Raw genomic sequence first — 16,029 nt, forward strand, 5'->3', positions numbered from 1 at the left:
CGGATGCGGGGTGACCATCATGGACGAGCTCTCGATCCACTGGACACCGTTGCTTGCTCAAGAGCGGTACCCGCCCGCGGGTTGGCCAGCCGACCGGCCCAACGGAGCCGATCGCCGCCACCAACACTCTGCCTACCGTATTCGACGCAATACCACCGAAGGCGGCACGGAGGCCCCGATGACCGTTGTCTACCGGGTCCAGCAGGGGCCGGCGTCATGACCGACGTCGATCTGGACGCTCACGCCCGTGGCCTGATGGACGCCAACCTGTACGTGGTCCTCGGTACCGCCGACGCCGACGGCATCCCGTGGACATCGCCCGTCTACTTCGCGACCTCCGACTACGCCGAGATCTTCTGGGTGTCCAGCCCCGACACGCAGCACTCCCGCAACCTCGCCGCGCGTCCCAGGCTGAGCATGGTGATCTTCGACTCGACGGTGCCGGCCTACCATGGCCGGGCGGTGTACCTGTCCGGCTCTGCCGCCGAGCTGACCGGCCGTGACCTGGAGCGCGGTATCGAGATCTTCCCCGGAGACCCCAGCCGGGGTGGGGCCACCGTGTCGCTCGAGGACGTCACCGCACCGGCGGCGTGGCGCCTGTATCGCGCGACGATCAGCGAGGCGTTCGTGCTGTGCCCCCGCGAGCCGCGCCGGCCGTGCCCCCTGCACGGCCTCGCCGGCGACCACCGCGCGCCCGTGGTGCCCTGGCGCCATCCGGCCTAGTGCTCGACGGCGACAGGCGTCTCGGCACGCCTCGATCGCGTGGACGACGGCGGCCATGTCCCGCTCGCCGCGCCCCGGATCCACCTGCCGCAGGAGCAACGCTGCGGCAGGCCTCGAACAACGACATTTTCGACATGAGTGGCTGGCCGTTTACCTCACATCCCGGTGACGGTACGGGCAGGCCACATGGTCAGGCCAGGTGCGCTCGCCCTGCGCCGGCAAGGAAGGAAACTGATGGCGAAGTCCGTGTTGTACATGTCGATGTCGCTCGACGGGTTCATTGCCGGTCCGGGTGACGGCCCGGGCAACGGGCTCGGGACCGGCGGCATCCGGTTGCACGAGTGGCTCGGCGAGCCCGTCTCCGAGCCGCCGTACTTCGACCCGCCGGGGCTGAGCGGGCAGGTGTTCGGCGAGTCGATGGCGACGGGTGCGGTCGTTGTGGGTCGCAAGACGTTCGACTACGCCGGCCACTGGCAGGGTGATCACCACGGGGTGCCGATCTTCGTACCCACGCGTGGCGTCCCGCCGGCGCCGCAGAGCGGCTGGGTTCACTACGTGCCCGACGTCGCAACGGCGATGCGCGAGGCCAAGGCGGCCGCCGGCGACAAGGACGTGATGGTGCACGGTGCCGGGCTCGCGCAGTCGCTGCTGCGCGAGGGCCTGCTCGACGAGCTGGAGATCCACCTGATCCCGGTCGTACTCGGTGACGGGCGGCGGCTGTTCGGCGCTGATCGCATCGAGTTCGAGCTGACCCGGGTGCTTGATGCGCCCGGTGTCACGCACCTGCGCTACCGGGTGACCTCAGATGCCGGCCGGTGACCACGGCGACCAGCGCCATCGCCTCATACCGGAGAACCCCCGCGACGCAGGGTTCCTCCTCACCCACCTCGCGGCCGTTGATGAGTCGTCGGGTACACCAGACTGCCCCCTTGGCGCTCGAAGGCGATAGGGAGCACCACCGGCGTCGATGTCGAGCACACGTGCGGGCATGTCCACCGGAGTACCGAGCTTGTCATGCGAGTCGATCAAATAGCCAGGAGTGTCGATGTCCAAGGTGTGGTTCGTGACAGGAGGTTCGCGCGGTCTGGGTCGCGCGTTCGTCGAGGTCGCGCTCGAAGCGGGTGATCGCGTGGCGGCGACGGCGCGCAACCCGGAGCGGTTGCAGGATCTCCTCGACACCTACGGCGATGGGGTGCTTCCGCTGCGGCTGGACGTGACCGATCATGACGCGGCGGTGCGCGCGGTTGCTCAGGCCGTGGAGAGGTTCGGTCGCATCGATGTCGTCGTCAACAGCGCCGGCTATAGCGACTTGAGCTCGTTCGAGGACACGACGATCGACTCGTTCCGCACGCAGGTCGAAACCGTCTTCTACGGCGTCGTCAACGTTTCGAAGGCGGTCGTGCCGATCCTGCGCGAGCAGGGCGATGGTCATCTCATCCAGGTCTCTTCGCTCAGTGCCCGCTTCTCCTCCCCTGGTCTGACTGCCTACCAGGCGGCGAAGTGGGCCGTAACTGGATTTTCCAGCGGCCTTGCCCACGAGCTCGCTCCGTTCGGGGTGAAGATCACTGTTCTCGAGCCGGGCGGCATGCGCACCGACTGGGCGGGCTCGTCGATGACGATCTCGCAGCCCAGCGCGCCGTACCAGCCGACCATCGGAGCGTTCGCCGAGCTGGTGCGCGCCGCCTCCGGTCACGAGGCGACGAGCGCCCGCCGTGTCGCCCAGGTGGTCCGAGACATCGCCGGCCGAGACGATGCCCCCCTACGCCTGCTGCTCGGCGCCGATGCCGTGCCGTTGGCGCAGCAGGCGGCACGGGAACTCGCCGCCAGCGACGAGGCCTGGCGAGAAGTCGGTCTCAGCGTCTCCGACGGGACGCCCCTTACCACCGATAGGGACAGCGACCGAGCGGTGACCGAGTCCGGGTGACACCCCGACGCTGCCCGGCGGAATCGACCGGAAATTATCGACCGGAGTTGTCGTATCCGGGCCGCGTCGTTCGTAGCCAGGATGAGAGGCCGCCCACGAGGGCGCTGTCACGAGCACAGGAGAACCACCGATGCCGCACCCACAGGCCAAGATCCACCGCATGTTCGAGCTGGTCGAGCCGATCGCCACTGTCACCTTCTCCGAGGTGGCGAACGAGGCGTTCCTGGCCGTCGGCATGCGCAACTACTGGGACGGATACTTCGCCGGCCGGGCCGCGCCGCTGGGGATGGCACCGGCCGGGGTGGTGCACGCGGTCTTCTACAACTTCGCCGACGGCGAGGTGGCGCGCCACATCCCCTGGGTGTGGGGGAAGATCAGCCCGCAGGAGGCGATCGCCGTACGCGAGCGGGGCAGCACCGCCGCGCTGCGGCAGAGAATCGGGGAGCTCGCCGACTCCCCCGCTCTGGCGCGGGCCGCCGACCGCGCCACCCGAGCAGCGGTCAGCGCGCCGACCGAGGGCCGAGTGCTGTACGCCGGGCTACGGGCGCTCGACGTACCCGAGGAGCCGGTGGCCAGGCTCTGGCACGCGGCGACGCTGCTGCGGGAGCACCGCGGGGACGGCCACAACGCCGCCCTTCTCGCCCACGGCATCGGCGGCACCGAGTCCCACGTCCTCATGGCCCTCTCCCTCGGAATGAGGGCGGAGGAGTTCGGCCGGATCCACCACCTGCCCAAGGCACGGCTGGCCGCCGTGGTCGACGGACTGCGCGGCCGCGGCCTCGTGGACGCCGCCGGCCGGTTCACCGACGCCGGCCGAAAGACCAAGCAGCGGATCGAGGCGTTCACCGACGAGCTGGCCGCGCCGGCGTACGACGTGCTCAGTGCGGACGAGCTCGACGAGCTGGCCGCAGGGCTCGAGCCGATCGCCGCCGCGGTACAGGCCGTCGACGACTGAGCGGGCGCATCGGGCGACGGCGACGACCCCGGCCCGGCCACCGAGGTGAGCAGGTCGTTGCGCGGGATCACCCGCCTGGCGTAACCGAAGGCGCCTGGCTGCCCGGCAAGAAGAAGGCCGGTCGGCTGCGGGCTGTCGGCCCCGCCGAAAGACCCCACGCCGCGCCGTGCAACAGTGCGAGATCGGTGGAGCAGTGCGCCACATCGAAATCCGTCGGGCCCCAGGAGGTCTTCGCCCAGTCGACGACGCCGGTGATCCGGGCGCCTGCCGACCTTGGAGGCGGCACGTCGAACAGCACGTTGCCAGGCTGGAAGTCCCCGTGGAGGAGCCGCCCCTCATAGGGCGGCGCGGGCTTGCGGATCACGCCGATCGCCGCGGCCCATGCCGCCGCGTCCGCGCCCTTCGGCGGGACCCGGCCAGCAGTCCAGAGGCAGGCAGGGCGATATCTGCAGTCAGGATGTCGGCGCGCATTCCCGGACAGATCTTGCGTTTTCGCTCGCGACTGGTCAATATGTGGGCAATATCGGTCAGATTCGATCCGCAAGCGCGATCGGATCTGAGCGGTCTACCGTCACCCCCCGAGAACGCTTGAGGTGACCATGAGACGCACGGCTGCGGCGCTCGCGATGCTCGCGGCGCTGGTCGCGCCGACCGCCCTGACCCTCACCCCGGCGAACGCCGCCACTCCGAAGCCCCCGCCGGCATACCCCGAGGTCGGCCCGGGCACCGCCTTCCTCGACCACCGGGCGCTGCTGGCCGGATACGCCGAACCGGAGTGGTACGAGGCGAACATCCCCTTCCTGGAGGTGCCCGACCGGGAGATCCAGGACGTCTACTACTACCGCTGGAGCACCTACAAGCGGCACATCCGCTACACCGACTCCGCGACCGGCGACATCATCACCGAGTTCCACAACGCCCCCGGCTACGCCGCGCCGCTCGGCGGCATCGTCGCGGCCGCCGGCCACCACGTGTACGAGGGCCGCTGGCTGCGCGACACCCGCCCGATCGACGACTACCTCACCTACTGGCTGCAGGGCCCCGGCAGCGGCCCCAAGCCGAAGGAGGAGTACCTCAACAAGGACACCGACGACTGGGCGCACCAGTACGCCTGGTGGGCGGCCGACGCCGCCTACCAGCGCTATCTCGTCACGGGCGACGCGTCCTTCGTCGAAGGACTGCTGCCCGACCTGGTCCGCCAGTACGACAAGTGGGGCGGCCAGTACGACAAGGACCTGGGCCTGTACTGGTCGGTGCCGGTGTGGGACGCGATGGAGTACACCGCCTCCTCCTACGAGACCGACCCGGCCGATCCCTACCACGGCGGCGCGGGCTACCGGCCGACGCTCAACGCCTACCAGTACGGCGACGCCAGGGCGATCGCCGCCATCGCCCGGATGCGCGGCGACGGAGCCCTGTCCGGCACGTTCGAGCGGCGGGCCACCTCGCTGCGCGACGCGCTGCACCGCTACCTGTGGGACCCCGAGCGGCAGTTCTTCTACCACAAGGCCCGCGCCGACCTGGACCCGCAGCGGAAGCTGGTCTCCACGAGGGAGCAGATCGGGTTCGTACCGTGGGCGTTCGGCATGGCCAAGCCCGGCACCGAGAAGGCGTGGGCGCAACTGCTGGACCCGCAGGGGTTCGCCGCGCCGTACGGGCCGACCACGGCAGAGCGGCGCAGCCCCTTCTTCATGCGGGACGCGCTCGGCGGCTGCTGCCGCTGGGACGGCCCGAGCTGGCCGTACTCCACCTCGACCACGCTCACCGCCATGGCCAACCTGCTCAACGACCGCGACCAGGACGTCGTCACCGCCGCCGACTACTACCGGGTGCTGCGCGGCTACGCGCTCACCCAGTACAAGGACGGCCACCCGTACGTCGCCGAGGCTCACCACCCCGACGAGCCGCGCTGGATCTACGACGCGCGGGGGCACAGCGAGCACTACAACCACTCCACCTTCGACGACCTGGTGATCAGCGGCCTGATCGGGCTGCGCCCGCAGGCGGACGGCAAGGTCGTGGTGAACCCGCTCGCACCCGCGGAGTGGGACCACTTCGCGCTGGAGAACGTGCCGTACCACGGGCACAACGTGACGGTGCTGTGGGACCGCGACGGCACCAGGTACGGCCAGGGCAAGGGACTGCGCGTCTACGTGAACGGCAGGCTCGCCGCCGCGCGGTCCGCGCTCGGCGAGCTGACCGCCCGCGTGCCCGCCGCCGTCGAGCCCGACCGCTCCTCGCGTCCCGGCAACGACGCCGCGAATCCGTACGGAACCGGCTACCCCAAACCGTTCGCGTCGTACACCAACGGCATCGACAACGTGTGGGACGCGGTGGACGGGCGGATCTTCTACGACGACGTCCCGCACAGCCGCTGGACCAACTACCGCTCCCCGAACCCAGAGGACCATCTCGGGGTGGACTTCGGCGTGCCGACCCAGGTGAGCGACGTGCGGTTCTACGCCTACGACGACGGGGGCGGGGTGCGAGCGCCGGCGTCGTACCGGCTGGAGTTCCGGGACGGGTCGGCGTGGCGGGAGGTGCCGGGGCAGGCGCGCACGCCGCGAGAGCCGGGTGCGGCGCTGAACCGGATCACGTTCCCGGCCCTGACCACGACCAGGATCCGGCTGGTGTTCGGCAACCCGCCCGGCGCGTACGTCGGCGTCACCGAGCTGCAGGCGTGGTCGCCCGCCGCGGGCGACACCCGGCTGGACGCGGCCGTCACCGAGCAGGGCGTGCCCGCCGTGGTGACCGCCACCTTCACCAACGACGGCCGCAAGCCGGCCACCCACGTCAAGGTGGCGCCTGCCGTGCCGCCGGGCTGGTCGGCCGAGCCGCTCGGACACGCGGAGACGCCCGTGGTGCGGCCCGGCGGCCGGTTCGCGGTGCGCTGGCGGGTGACGCCGCCGCCTGGGACCTCGCCACGCCCGGACGCCTATCCGGTGCGCGCCTTCGCGACGTACGACCGGTCTGGGCGGGCCGCCAGCGCGTACGCGCACGTGGAGGTGCCGCTCGACCCCGCCTCCTATGCGAAGGTCGAGGCCCAGGATGCGTTCACCGCTGACACCTCGGCGGGCTACACGGTGCACCAGCCCTTCGACGGCGAGGCCAAGCCGGCGACCACGGCCGGCGGCGGCCGGTTCGCGGGCAGCGGCGCGCAGCCCTTCTTCGGGTTGGTGGCGGGCCCGGCGGGGCCGTCGTCGGCCGAGGCGATCAGCGTGGTGACGGTCGGCTCGTTCGCCGGCACCGGCAGCCCGGAGGACAGCGTGTTCGTCGGCTGGGTCAAGGACCGGGACACCTACGTGACCGCCTGGTACAACAACACCCGCAAGCAGTCCGGCATCAACGTGCGGGTCGGCGGCCGCTTCCTGGACACGCCCGGCGACGCGCCGCTGACGCTCGCGCCGGGCGACCGGTTCGCGCTGGTGCTGTCCGGCGACACCATCACCTCCTTCGCCCACACGGGCGGCCGGTGGCACCGGCTCCGCACGGCCGGCATCGGCGCCACGCTGGCCACGCCGCAGGCCCGCGAGGGCTTCCGGTACGGCTTCGGCCTGCGCGCCACCTCCGGCACGATCACCATCGCCGGTCTGGAGGGCCGCGCCGCCTGACCACCGCCGTGCGGCCGTCCCCTTGTTCCACGGCTCGTGGCACGTGATCAGGCCGCTCAGGGGATGCGCCGTACGGTGTCGGTGACCTTGCCGTCCTTCATCTCTGCGGAGAGCTTGAACGAGCGGGACTTCACCTCGGCAGAGAACCAGCGGACGCCGCCTGGACCTCCCGCCGGGCCGAGCGGGGGCTCTGCCGAGGTGCCGTCCGCGTAGCTGATGCGCACGTTCCGTACTCCGGTCCCCGCGAAGCCGATGAGGACGTTGTCGCTGGGCAGGTCGAGCTCCAACACGTCACGCATGATCGTCAGCGGCACCCGGCCGTACTCCGGCTTCCAGTCGAAGGTCCCGCCGCCACCGTCCACGATCTCGGCCCGGCGGGAGAGCACGCGGAGCGCGGACGTGAAGGTTCCGTCCTGCAGACCGGCGCTCATGGCCCAGGCCCGTTCGGCGTTCCTGCCGTGCGTGACGACACGCAACGGACGGTTCTCATCGTCGACGGGCGGGAACAGAAGATCGGGAGGGTACTCCAGGATCTGGCCACGCGCCCGCTCGACGGCCTCAGGGCCGGCCGGCCGCAGACCTCGCACGAACGCGTCCACCACCAGGTCGGAAAGCCCCAGCGCGGACACCTTGACGATCATGCCGTTCTCCCGCCAGAGCCGGACCTTGGGGATCATGAGGGTCTGGTCCTGGTGCACCCAGTCCAGGCTGAGCGATCCGCTGGACAGCAGATCGCCACCCGCCAGGCCGGTGGTTCCGCGGATCTCGCGAGGCTCTCCCCTGACCGTGGCGCCGGCGAGAATCTCCATGGCGGCATCGCCGGGCAACTGGCTGACGGAGATCCTGGCGCGCGCCCGCCGGTTGGTCCAGACCTGCTCTGTTCCGCCGAGTTCCGCCTTCCAGTTGCCGATCGGCAGCGAACCGGTCTTGACCAGGTCCAGTCCCTGTGGCAGATACGCGGCATCGATCCGGGGCCGCCGCAGATCCTCTGCCGCTCCGTTGGCCGCCCTGATCAGCTCGGCGTCCGACAACCCGTGGCCCAGCACCGCGAACGACTCGAAGTCCTGGCTCGTCTTGACCGGCCAGGTGATCCAGCGGTGCCGTCCCGATCCGCCCATGGTCGCCTCGTGCTTGTCCAGCTTGACCGGCTTTCCACGGTACGGCCGCTCCCAGTCGTACGGCTGGTCCCAGTCCTCCGACTCCGTCACCAGGACGGCCAGCGTCCTGCCGCCGGGCGTGTCGCCTTCCGCGTACGCCGTGACCGGATCCTGTTCGGCGTCCGATGTGACCAGCTGCTCCAGATGGAGGTCTCCTGGCTGCTCCGGCAGAAGCAGCGTCGCGGAAGCCTGGCCTGGAGTGGTCGCAGGACGTCCCTGCCGAGGGTCCGCCACGTTGCCGCCGCATCCGGCCCCCAGGACGATGAGGGCAGCTGCCACGAACACGCGAAAAGATCTCATTCATGCTTTGACGCGATCTTCCATGCGCGAGTTCCCCGTGCCGCGGGTTTGGCGGCTCGCAAAGTTCTTAACGGCACCCCATCAGGGCGAGCCAGACACACTAACGCGTCGGAGTCATCGCCGAGCCCGACCCATCACCCACTCCCCCACCCGGGTCTGGCGGGCGATCCGATGCGCGCGGGCCCGGCGTCGGGTTCCGGTCAGGCTCCGGCGGCGTCGAGGCGGGCAAGCTGCTCTGCTGTGAGCTTGACGTCGAGCGCCGGTAGCGCCGCCTCGTACTGCTGGAGCGTGCGTGGCCCGATCAGTGGCACGATCTCCGGCGAGGTCTGGTGCAGCAGCCAGGCGAGGACCAGCGCGTTCGGGGTGACGCCGGTCTCAGCGGCCACCTCGGCGGCAACGGCGAGTCGGGCCTCGGCGTCCGGCCCCAGGTAAGGGTCCATCACCCCGTGGCCTGCCCGCTTGGCGGGGCTGTCGTAGATGCCTTTGAGGATCGGCGAATAGGCGACCAGGGTCAGGTCGTCGTGTGCCTGCAGGTAGTCGAGCTGCTCGTCGTCCACGATGGACGCGTGCCGGAGCCCGGCGCGGCGCCGCAGGTAGGAGTGCTGCTGCTGGAGCGCCACCGGCGCCGGCCAGCCGTGCTGGGCGCACAACTGGCGGATCCGCTCCAACCGCCAGGTTCGCACGTTGGACCAGCCGATGTAGCGGGCCTTGCCGGCCTGGACGATTCCGGCCAGCGCCTCCAGCGTCTCCTCCAAGGGGGTGGCGCGATCGTCGACGTGCACGTAGTACAGGTCGACATGGTCGGTGCCGAGCCGGCGCAAGCTGCCGTCGATGGCCTCGCGCAAGGTCTTCGCCCCGGCCCCGACGAACGTCCGGTAGGCGGCGTCCCAGTCGGGCCGGCCCTCGGACCAGACCGCGTCCAGGTCGCGTATTACGGCGCTGCCCTTGGTCGCGAGGAACACCTGCTCACGCCGCCCGGTCCTGGCCAGCCAGCGACCCAGCAGCTCCTCGCTCTCGCCGCCGTAGCTCCCCCGGTTCTCCCACCAGCAGTAGCAGTCGGCGGTGTCCAGGAAATTGCCTCCGGCCTCGAGGTACCGATCGAGGATCGTGACGGCTTCGTCCTCCGGTGTCGCCGTTCCCATGATCATGCATCCCAGGGCGAGCTGACTGACCTGCTCGCCCGTACGGCCAAGCTGCACAGTTCTCACGTGATCTGCTCCCTTCTCGGTGCCACCGACGCTAGGAGCTCGAGCGCGCTCCAGGTCAAGGAAACGGGGAACGGGTCAAAGGCGCCGCCTCCGTCGGCGGACGACGGCACGCCTTCGGTACAGGTCGTGTCCCGTGGACCCCAGACCCAGACGATCTCCGGCGCGTGCTGCGCGTACACGCGGGTGAACGCCGCGGCCACCGGCTCCTCGACCTGCGAGGAGTTCCAGAACCAGGCCATGACACCGCCGGGGGCCAGCACCCGTGCGGCCTTCGCGATCCCGGCGTCGGGGTCGATCCAGTGCCACGCGTCGCCGCAGGTCATGAGGTCGAAGCGACGCCCCGCGTCATCCCAGGTCTCGAACGGGGCGACCTCCACCTCGACGCCGTGGCCCCGCGCGACGTTCGCCATGCGCTCGTCCACCTCGACCCCCAGCACCGCCAGCCCTCGTCTGGCCAGCGTCCGGGCCACTTTGCCGGTGCCGCATCCGACGTCGAGCACGCGGGTTGGATGGCCCGCCGTGAGTTCGTCCATCAGCTCGTCCGGGGACTCCGGGCGGTACAGGTCGTACTGCTCGGCCACCGAGCCGAAGGACGTGGCTCGTGCGCGGTCCAGATGGAGCTCCTGGGATTCCATGATCCGACGATATGAGAGCCCACGGGAAAGGATCCAGAAGGTGCCGGTCGCCGCCCACCCCGGGCAAGTGATGGATTACTATCATTTTTGAAGGGCGTTTCCGGCACATCGGCCTCTCCAGGAGATGACATGAGCGATCCTGTGACTCTGCCCCTGCATATGCGGCGCACCGCGTTCGATCCGGTGCCCGAGCTCGCGAAACTGCGCGACAGCGCGGGCATCGAGCGGGTGCCCACGCCGTTCGGGCTCGAAGCCTGGCTCGTGACCCGCTTCGCCGACGTCAAAGAGATCCTCGGAGACGCCGAGCGGTTCAGCAACAGGCGCCCGCAGAACCTCCCGGTCCCCGGCATGCAGGGCCTGAGCCCCGAGCAGGTCGCGAAGATGCAGGCGGGCAACCTGCTGCTGTTCGACCCGCCGGAGCACTCCCGGCTGCGCAGGATGCTGACGCCGGAGTTCACGATGCGCCGCATGCGCCGGCTGGAGCCCCGCATCCACGACATCGTCAACGACCACCTCGACGCGATGGAGCGCGCGGGCTCGCCGGTCGACCTGATCAAGACCTTCGCGCTGCCCATCCCCTCGCTGGTGATCTGCGAGCTGCTCGGGGTCCCGTACGAGCACCGCGAAGACTTCCAGCAGCGCACCAACACGCTGCTCGACATCTCCAGGCCCGCCGAGGAGCGCACGGCGGCCTCGCTGGAGTCGCGTGCCTACATGTCCGAACTGGTCGCCCGAGCCAAGGTCGAGCCGGGCGAGGACATGCTCGGCATGCTGGTGCGTGAGCACGGCGACGATCTGTCGATCGACGAACTCGCCGGCATCTCCAACCTGTTGCTCCTGGCCGGCCACGAGACGACCTCCAACATGCTCGGGCTCGGCACTCTGGCCCTGCTGCGCCACCCCGACCAGCTCGAACTGCTCAAGAAGGAGCCCGAGCGGATCGGCGCCACGGTGGAGGAGCTGCTGCGCTGGCTCAGCATCGTGCACTCGGGCGTGGCCAAGGTGACCACCACCGACGTGGAGGTCGCGGGACAGCACATCCCGGCGGGCGATCTGGTCATGCTGGCGCTGCCCTCGGCCAACCGCGACCCGAAGTACATCTCCGACCCCGACCGCTTCGACATCACCCGCGGCGAGATGGGCCACGTCGCCTTCGGCCACGGCGTGCACCATTGCCTGGGCGCGCCGCTGGCGAGGATGGAGCTGCGCATCGCCTTCCCCGCCCTGTTCGAGCGCTTCCCCGGCCTGCGCGAGAGCGGCGCCCCCGCCGAGTTCCGCTCCTTCCACATCGTCTTCGGGCTGACCAGCTTCGAAGTCGCCTGGTGAACCCAGGGCGCGTCGGCTGCTAGCGTTCACATGTGCACGAGCAGCGACAGCGAGCCGACGCGCTGCGCAACGCGGACAAGATCGTCCGGGCCGCCATCGCGAGTCTGCGCGAGCACGGCCCGGACGTGTCACTCGAGGAGATCGCCCGGTGCGCCGGCATCGGCAGCGCCACCGTCTACCGCAGGTTCGGCGACCGCGACGGCGTGATCAGGGCGGCCTTCCAGACGTACTTCGCCGAAGAGGTCGAGCCGCTGGTCCTGGCCGCCCGCGACGCCGACGACGCCGGACGGGCGCTGACCGAGGCGCTGACCGCCTCGGTCGAGACCCTCGCGGCGCACCGCGCGCTGCTGCGGGCGGCGCGCATGTCGGGGGCGTTCACCGTCGACATCGCCGTACGGTTCATGGGGCCGCTGGGCGTCGTGCTGGCCAGGGCCCAGCGGCAGGGCGCGGTACGCCACGACCTGATCGTCCGCGACCTGGCCGCCATCCTGGTGATGGCGCTGGCCACCATGCATTCGGGCGACCCCGAATGCGGTGATCTCCGCCGCTACCTGGCGCTGCTGCTGTCGAGCCTGCGGCCGTCGGACGACGAACTGCCGGCCCCTTCCGCCCGGTCACACCACATCCTCGACTCCTCCCTGACTTCGCGACAGATCGGACACTGAACCCGCCTGATCCGATTTACGCAATGCTGAGCCGGCCGTGAAGGCGGCTGGACATCGTGGCCCGCACCGCGCGCCTCCGGGAACGTCACTCCAGCCGGGCCGCGGCCTCCAGCGGCTCGGACGAACGGAGGAAGCGCAGGTCCTCCATGACCAGGGCGACATCGGTGGCGCCGCCGCGGCGGAGGGCCGGGGCCAGCGCGTCCAGGTCGGACCAGCGGGACGGGCGGAGGTGGACGCGGTAGCCGTCCCCGGCGGGCTCCAGGATGAGGGCTTCGCCGATGGCGAGCCTGCTCTCCGGGAGGTGGACCGCGGTCGCTCCGGCGGCTCGTTCCAGGGCGGTGACCGAGGTGACCCCGGCGGCGATGGGCAGCGTCGTGTCCGGGCCGGTGACGTGTTCGTGCAGGTCACGCAGGCGGGCGGCGGCGGTCGTACGGGCGGGGTGGTCCTTCTCGGGCAGGCGGTCGGCCAGGAGCCTCGCGGCGCGGGCGCTGTGACCCAGCGGCGGTACGGACGGACGCTCGCCGAGCAGGGCGATCAGCGCCTCCAGGACGTCCTCGGCGCCGGAGGCGAGGGTGACCCACTGCTCGGTGGTGAGCGGGGTGAGCCTCGGGTGGCGTTCCGTCCAGTACGCGACCGCCCGGTCCAGGTCGGGGCCCGTACGCCAGAGGTCGGCGGGGTCGTCGGGCATGAGCAGCTCGACGACTTCGACGGCCTCGTCGATGGTGGTGAGCGCCTCCAAGGAGAGCGCGGCGGTGCGCAGGTCGAGTTCGCGGGCGGCGTCGCCCTCGCGGAAGGCGGCGACGCGGCCCCGCGCCCAGCCGTCGGGCCAGGAGAGCGTGCGGGCCGAGGTGGACAGCAGGATCAGGCACTGGGCCGGTGACAGGCCGGTGGCCTCGGCGAACGCCCGTACGGTCGCCTCCCGGTCCACGGGCGGCGGGCCGTTCTCGGCGATCAGGTCGAGCGCCCGCCGGAGCCGGTCCTGGTCGCCCCAGCCGCGGCAGGTCCGCAGCTCGACGGCGCGGTTGCGGGTGAACAGGAGCGGGTCGGGGCCGTCCGGCGTGTGGAGGAGCGCCGTGACCGCGTACCCGTGCCCCACCTGCTCGTGGTCGGCGACGGCGGCGGCCATGATGGGGCCGCGACCCGAACGGATCTGCCCGAGGTCGTACTCCGGGCGCAGCCGGGCGACGTGCCAGGTGCCGTCGGTACGGAGGAGTTCGGGGACGGCGGCCAGTTCCAGAAGTCGCGCGCGCCCGACGCCGTTGCCCCACGCGGCCTCCAGGACGGCGGCGCCGAGGCGGCCCAGCGTGTTCTCGACCCCCTTGACGGCGGAGGCGTCGAATGTCGCGATCGTCGTGTCGTACGGCACATCGACGGCGGCGCGGGTGAAGTGGACGATCCTCTCGTACGCGGACTCAGGCCCCGGATCGTCCGGCCCGGGGGACGGCTCGGGGGACTTCTCAGGGGACTTCTCGGGCAGGACGGCGGGCGCCGCGGAGGCGGGCGCCGGGCGCAGGTGCGGCGGCGGGGTCAGCACCAGGCGTTCCAGCAGGGCGAACGCGCGCTCGCGGCATTCGACGGCCGTCCACACCAGGAACGTGACGCCCTTCCGGAGCGACTCGTCGGTGATCTCCGGCAGGAGCGGGCGGAGCCGTCCCGCCAGCTCGTCGCGGGCGGCGACCTTCTCCGCGTACTCGCTCTCGGGGTCCAGCACCCGCATGAGGCCGGCGGCGAGCGCGGCGTCCGCAACGTCGATCAGGGCCTGCGCCTTCTTCTCGTCGACGGCGCGCAGCGCCCTGGATCCCTCGGGGTCGCGCGGCCGCATCGCCGACCACCGGCCGGGAGGCGCGACCAGGCGGGTTCCGGACGCGTAGCGGTGACGCCCGACCGTGCTGATGTTCTCGGCACCGTCGTGCTCGGGCACCCTGCTCCAGCCGCGGACGTAGCGGCCGATGGTCCGCCCGGCCGCGTCCCGCAGCTCGATGATCCGGCCCTGGCCGCGCCACACGGTGGCCTCGGCGCCACCGGGGAAGGCGACCCGTTCGCCGTCGGCCGGTACGACGCGGCGGGCGGCGGGGTGCGCGCTGCCGTGCGGGCAGTGCGGGCCGCCGTGGTCCAGTACGGTCACCCGGCCGTTCACGGCGATCAGGCAGCGGTCGTAGAGGTCGCGCGCCTCGGTCCGTTCGTGGGACCGGCTGGAGACGAACTCGTACGTGCCGAAGCCGTGGGACGGGCCGACTCCAGCCGGAGTGACGACGCAGGCGCGGAACTTGTGCTCCCAGAGCCGGCCGGACTCGATCAGGAGCAGGTCGGTGCCGCTCTCTTCCAGGTAGTCGGTGATGGTGTTGACGTGGCCGGGGACGAAGGCGGGCAACTCCAGTTCGTCGAGGACGCCGCCGCTCAGCGTGGTGGCGAGGGCGCGGGCCGGGTCCGTCCCGGTCGCGATCGCCCGGACGCTGTCCAGGAGGGGGCCCGGGACTCCGGCGATGGTGAACCGTTCGGCGTCACACAGGGCGGCGTGCACGTCCGGAAGCCCTTGATCAGGGACGACCCGCTCGGCATGCTCGGCCAGGATGGCGGCGACGATCTGCGCCGTTCCCGGTGTCGCGGTCAGGGCCCGTACGGTCTCGGGGGCGGTCTGCTTCGGGACGGCGGGCTCCGTGACGTTGAGCTGGTTGGCCACGTTGCCCACGATCGCGTCGCGCAGCAGCGGAGCCCAGTCCGGGTCGGCGGCGACGGCGGCCAGATCGGTGCCCGCTCCGGCGGCGAGCCGGTCGTACAGCTTGAACGTGTGCAGCAGCCGGGGCCGCGCGAGCGGGACGCCGCGGTCCAGGAGGAGATCGAGGAGCGGGAGGTCGGCGGCGGTCTCCTCCCAGTGGTTGACCTCGTCCTCGTCCACTCCCAGCACCGCCTCATGGTCGTCGCAGGTGAGGCCCTCCGCGCGCAGCCGCGTACCGGCGTCGTGCAGGAGGTCGCCGAGACCGGCCACGGGGAGCGCGAGCCCCGCGTACCGCTTCAGGAAGCGGCCGAGCCAGTCCTTCACCGCCGGCCCGGGGGACGTGGTGAACGGGGCGGTCAGGCCCGCGCCCGCGAGGTTGCCGAGCAGGAGCGATACTGCCGCGCTCTTCGCCTTGGGGGTGTCCTTGGCGGGCAGCGGCAGGATGCCGAGGAGCGCGCGGCCGATGCCCGCGTCCGCCCGTGCCATCGGGCCGAGCAACGGAAGGACGAACGTCCAGAGGGCCTGCGGTGCCGACTCCATGCAGCCGCTCTCCAGCAGGGCCCGCACGGCGCGTTCGTCCTCGGGCCCGCCGAGCGCGTGCCCGGCGGCCTTCGCCAGCGCCGCCCAGCCGTCGGCCAGGGCCAGCGCGCCGTCGGCGCCGTCCGGGACCTCCTCGCACCACGCGGTGAGCAGGCCGCGGTGCCGGCGGTACGCCCCGCTGGGTGGGAGGAGGCTTTCTCCTCTCTAAGGATGCGCATGAAGCGAGTTCTGGCGGCGGCGGTGGCCGCCACGGCGCTGGTCACCGCCGC

13 protein-coding genes are annotated in these 16,029 nt (G+C 71.2%); 8 read left to right on the top strand and 5 right to left on the bottom strand.

Translation table 11 applies throughout. The features are described from left to right. Positions 1–216 precede the first annotated feature (216 nt). From ACWDX9_RS24740 to ACWDX9_RS24755, 4 genes are all read left to right on the top strand, one after another. A complete protein-coding gene (locus tag ACWDX9_RS24740; protein ID WP_449957708.1) occupies positions 217–723 on the top strand; it encodes a pyridoxamine 5'-phosphate oxidase family protein in 507 nt (168 codons plus the stop codon). Positions 724–957: 234 nt separating this feature from the next. Continuing rightward, complete coding sequence (locus ACWDX9_RS24745; RefSeq protein ID WP_449957710.1) at positions 958–1,542, top strand: dihydrofolate reductase family protein; 585 nt, start codon at positions 958–960, stop codon at positions 1,540–1,542. A 226-nt stretch (positions 1,543–1,768) separates the two neighbouring features. Then, a complete protein-coding gene (locus ACWDX9_RS24750; protein ID WP_449957712.1) occupies positions 1,769–2,647 on the top strand; it encodes an SDR family NAD(P)-dependent oxidoreductase in 879 nt (292 codons plus the stop codon). A gap of 130 nt (positions 2,648–2,777) precedes the next feature. Continuing rightward, on the top strand, positions 2,778–3,602 hold the full coding sequence (locus ACWDX9_RS24755; RefSeq protein WP_449957714.1) for a MarR family winged helix-turn-helix transcriptional regulator: 825 nt from the start codon (positions 2,778–2,780) through the stop codon (positions 3,600–3,602). Positions 3,603–3,669: 67 nt separating this feature from the next. Here ACWDX9_RS24755 and ACWDX9_RS24760 read toward each other — a convergent pair whose 3' ends face one another. Further along, positions 3,670–4,146, bottom strand: coding sequence for a phosphotransferase (locus ACWDX9_RS24760; RefSeq protein ID WP_449957715.1), 477 nt, complete (start codon positions 4,144–4,146; stop codon positions 3,670–3,672). 55 nt (positions 4,147–4,201) lie between these two features. On the opposite strand from ACWDX9_RS24760, the gene ACWDX9_RS24765 reads away from it, so the two are divergent. Beyond that, positions 4,202–7,213, top strand: coding sequence for an MGH1-like glycoside hydrolase domain-containing protein (locus ACWDX9_RS24765; RefSeq protein ID WP_449957717.1), 3,012 nt, complete (start codon positions 4,202–4,204; stop codon positions 7,211–7,213). 56 nt (positions 7,214–7,269) lie between these two features. Here the strand turns inward: ACWDX9_RS24765 and ACWDX9_RS24770 are convergent, their stop codons facing one another. The 3 genes from ACWDX9_RS24770 to ACWDX9_RS24780 all read right to left on the bottom strand — a co-directional run bounded on the left by ACWDX9_RS24770 (position 7,270) and on the right by ACWDX9_RS24780 (position 10,513). Continuing rightward, on the bottom strand, positions 7,270–8,655 hold the full coding sequence (locus ACWDX9_RS24770; protein ID WP_449957719.1) for a hypothetical protein: 1,386 nt from the start codon (positions 8,653–8,655) through the stop codon (positions 7,270–7,272). Between the two features lie 215 nt (positions 8,656–8,870). Then, entirely contained in the window at positions 8,871–9,878 is a 1,008-nt protein-coding gene (locus ACWDX9_RS24775) for an aldo/keto reductase (RefSeq protein WP_449957721.1), read from the bottom strand. Further along, positions 9,875–10,513, bottom strand: coding sequence for a class I SAM-dependent methyltransferase (locus ACWDX9_RS24780; RefSeq protein ID WP_449957723.1), 639 nt, complete (start codon positions 10,511–10,513; stop codon positions 9,875–9,877). Before ACWDX9_RS24780 ends, ACWDX9_RS24775 begins: the two co-directional genes overlap by 4 nt. Before the next feature lie 129 nt (positions 10,514–10,642). On the opposite strand from ACWDX9_RS24780, the gene ACWDX9_RS24785 reads away from it, so the two are divergent. Continuing rightward, positions 10,643–11,839 (top strand): cytochrome P450, encoded by a 1,197-nt coding sequence (locus tag ACWDX9_RS24785; RefSeq protein ID WP_449957725.1) that lies wholly within the window; start codon positions 10,643–10,645, stop codon positions 11,837–11,839. 32 nt (positions 11,840–11,871) lie between these two features. Continuing rightward, the gene (locus tag ACWDX9_RS24790) at positions 11,872–12,504 is read left to right on the top strand and encodes a TetR/AcrR family transcriptional regulator (RefSeq protein WP_449957727.1); all 633 of its coding nucleotides are present in this window, start codon (positions 11,872–11,874) and stop codon (positions 12,502–12,504) included. A gap of 85 nt (positions 12,505–12,589) precedes the next feature. Here the strand turns inward: ACWDX9_RS24790 and ACWDX9_RS24795 are convergent, their stop codons facing one another. Next, entirely contained in the window at positions 12,590–15,787 is a 3,198-nt protein-coding gene (locus ACWDX9_RS24795) for a hypothetical protein (RefSeq protein WP_449957729.1), read from the bottom strand. A gap of 30 nt (positions 15,788–15,817) precedes the next feature. Between ACWDX9_RS24795 and ACWDX9_RS24800 the strand changes: the two genes are divergently transcribed. Beyond that, positions 15,818–16,029 (top strand): hypothetical protein (locus ACWDX9_RS24800; RefSeq protein WP_449957731.1); only part of this gene is annotated, 212 nt, incomplete at its 3' end.

The organism is Nonomuraea sp. NPDC003201 (assembly GCF_053590415.1).

Excerpts from the sequence above, each read along its gene's own strand:
- ACWDX9_RS24745 (WP_449957710.1), top strand. The coding sequence starts at position 958 with ATGGCGAAGTCCGTGTTGTACATGTCGATGTCGCTCGACGGGTTCATT.
- ACWDX9_RS24740 (WP_449957708.1), top strand. The coding sequence starts at position 217 with ATGACCGACGTCGATCTGGACGCTCACGCCCGTGGCCTGATGGACGCC.
- ACWDX9_RS24750 (WP_449957712.1), top strand. The coding sequence starts at position 1,769 with ATGTCCAAGGTGTGGTTCGTGACAGGAGGTTCGCGCGGTCTGGGTCGC.
- ACWDX9_RS24765 (WP_449957717.1), top strand. The coding sequence starts at position 4,202 with ATGAGACGCACGGCTGCGGCGCTCGCGATGCTCGCGGCGCTGGTCGCG.
- ACWDX9_RS24755 (WP_449957714.1), top strand. The coding sequence starts at position 2,778 with ATGCCGCACCCACAGGCCAAGATCCACCGCATGTTCGAGCTGGTCGAG.
- ACWDX9_RS24785 (WP_449957725.1), top strand. The coding sequence starts at position 10,643 with ATGAGCGATCCTGTGACTCTGCCCCTGCATATGCGGCGCACCGCGTTC.
- ACWDX9_RS24780 (WP_449957723.1), bottom strand. The coding sequence starts at position 10,513 with ATGGAATCCCAGGAGCTCCATCTGGACCGCGCACGAGCCACGTCCTTC.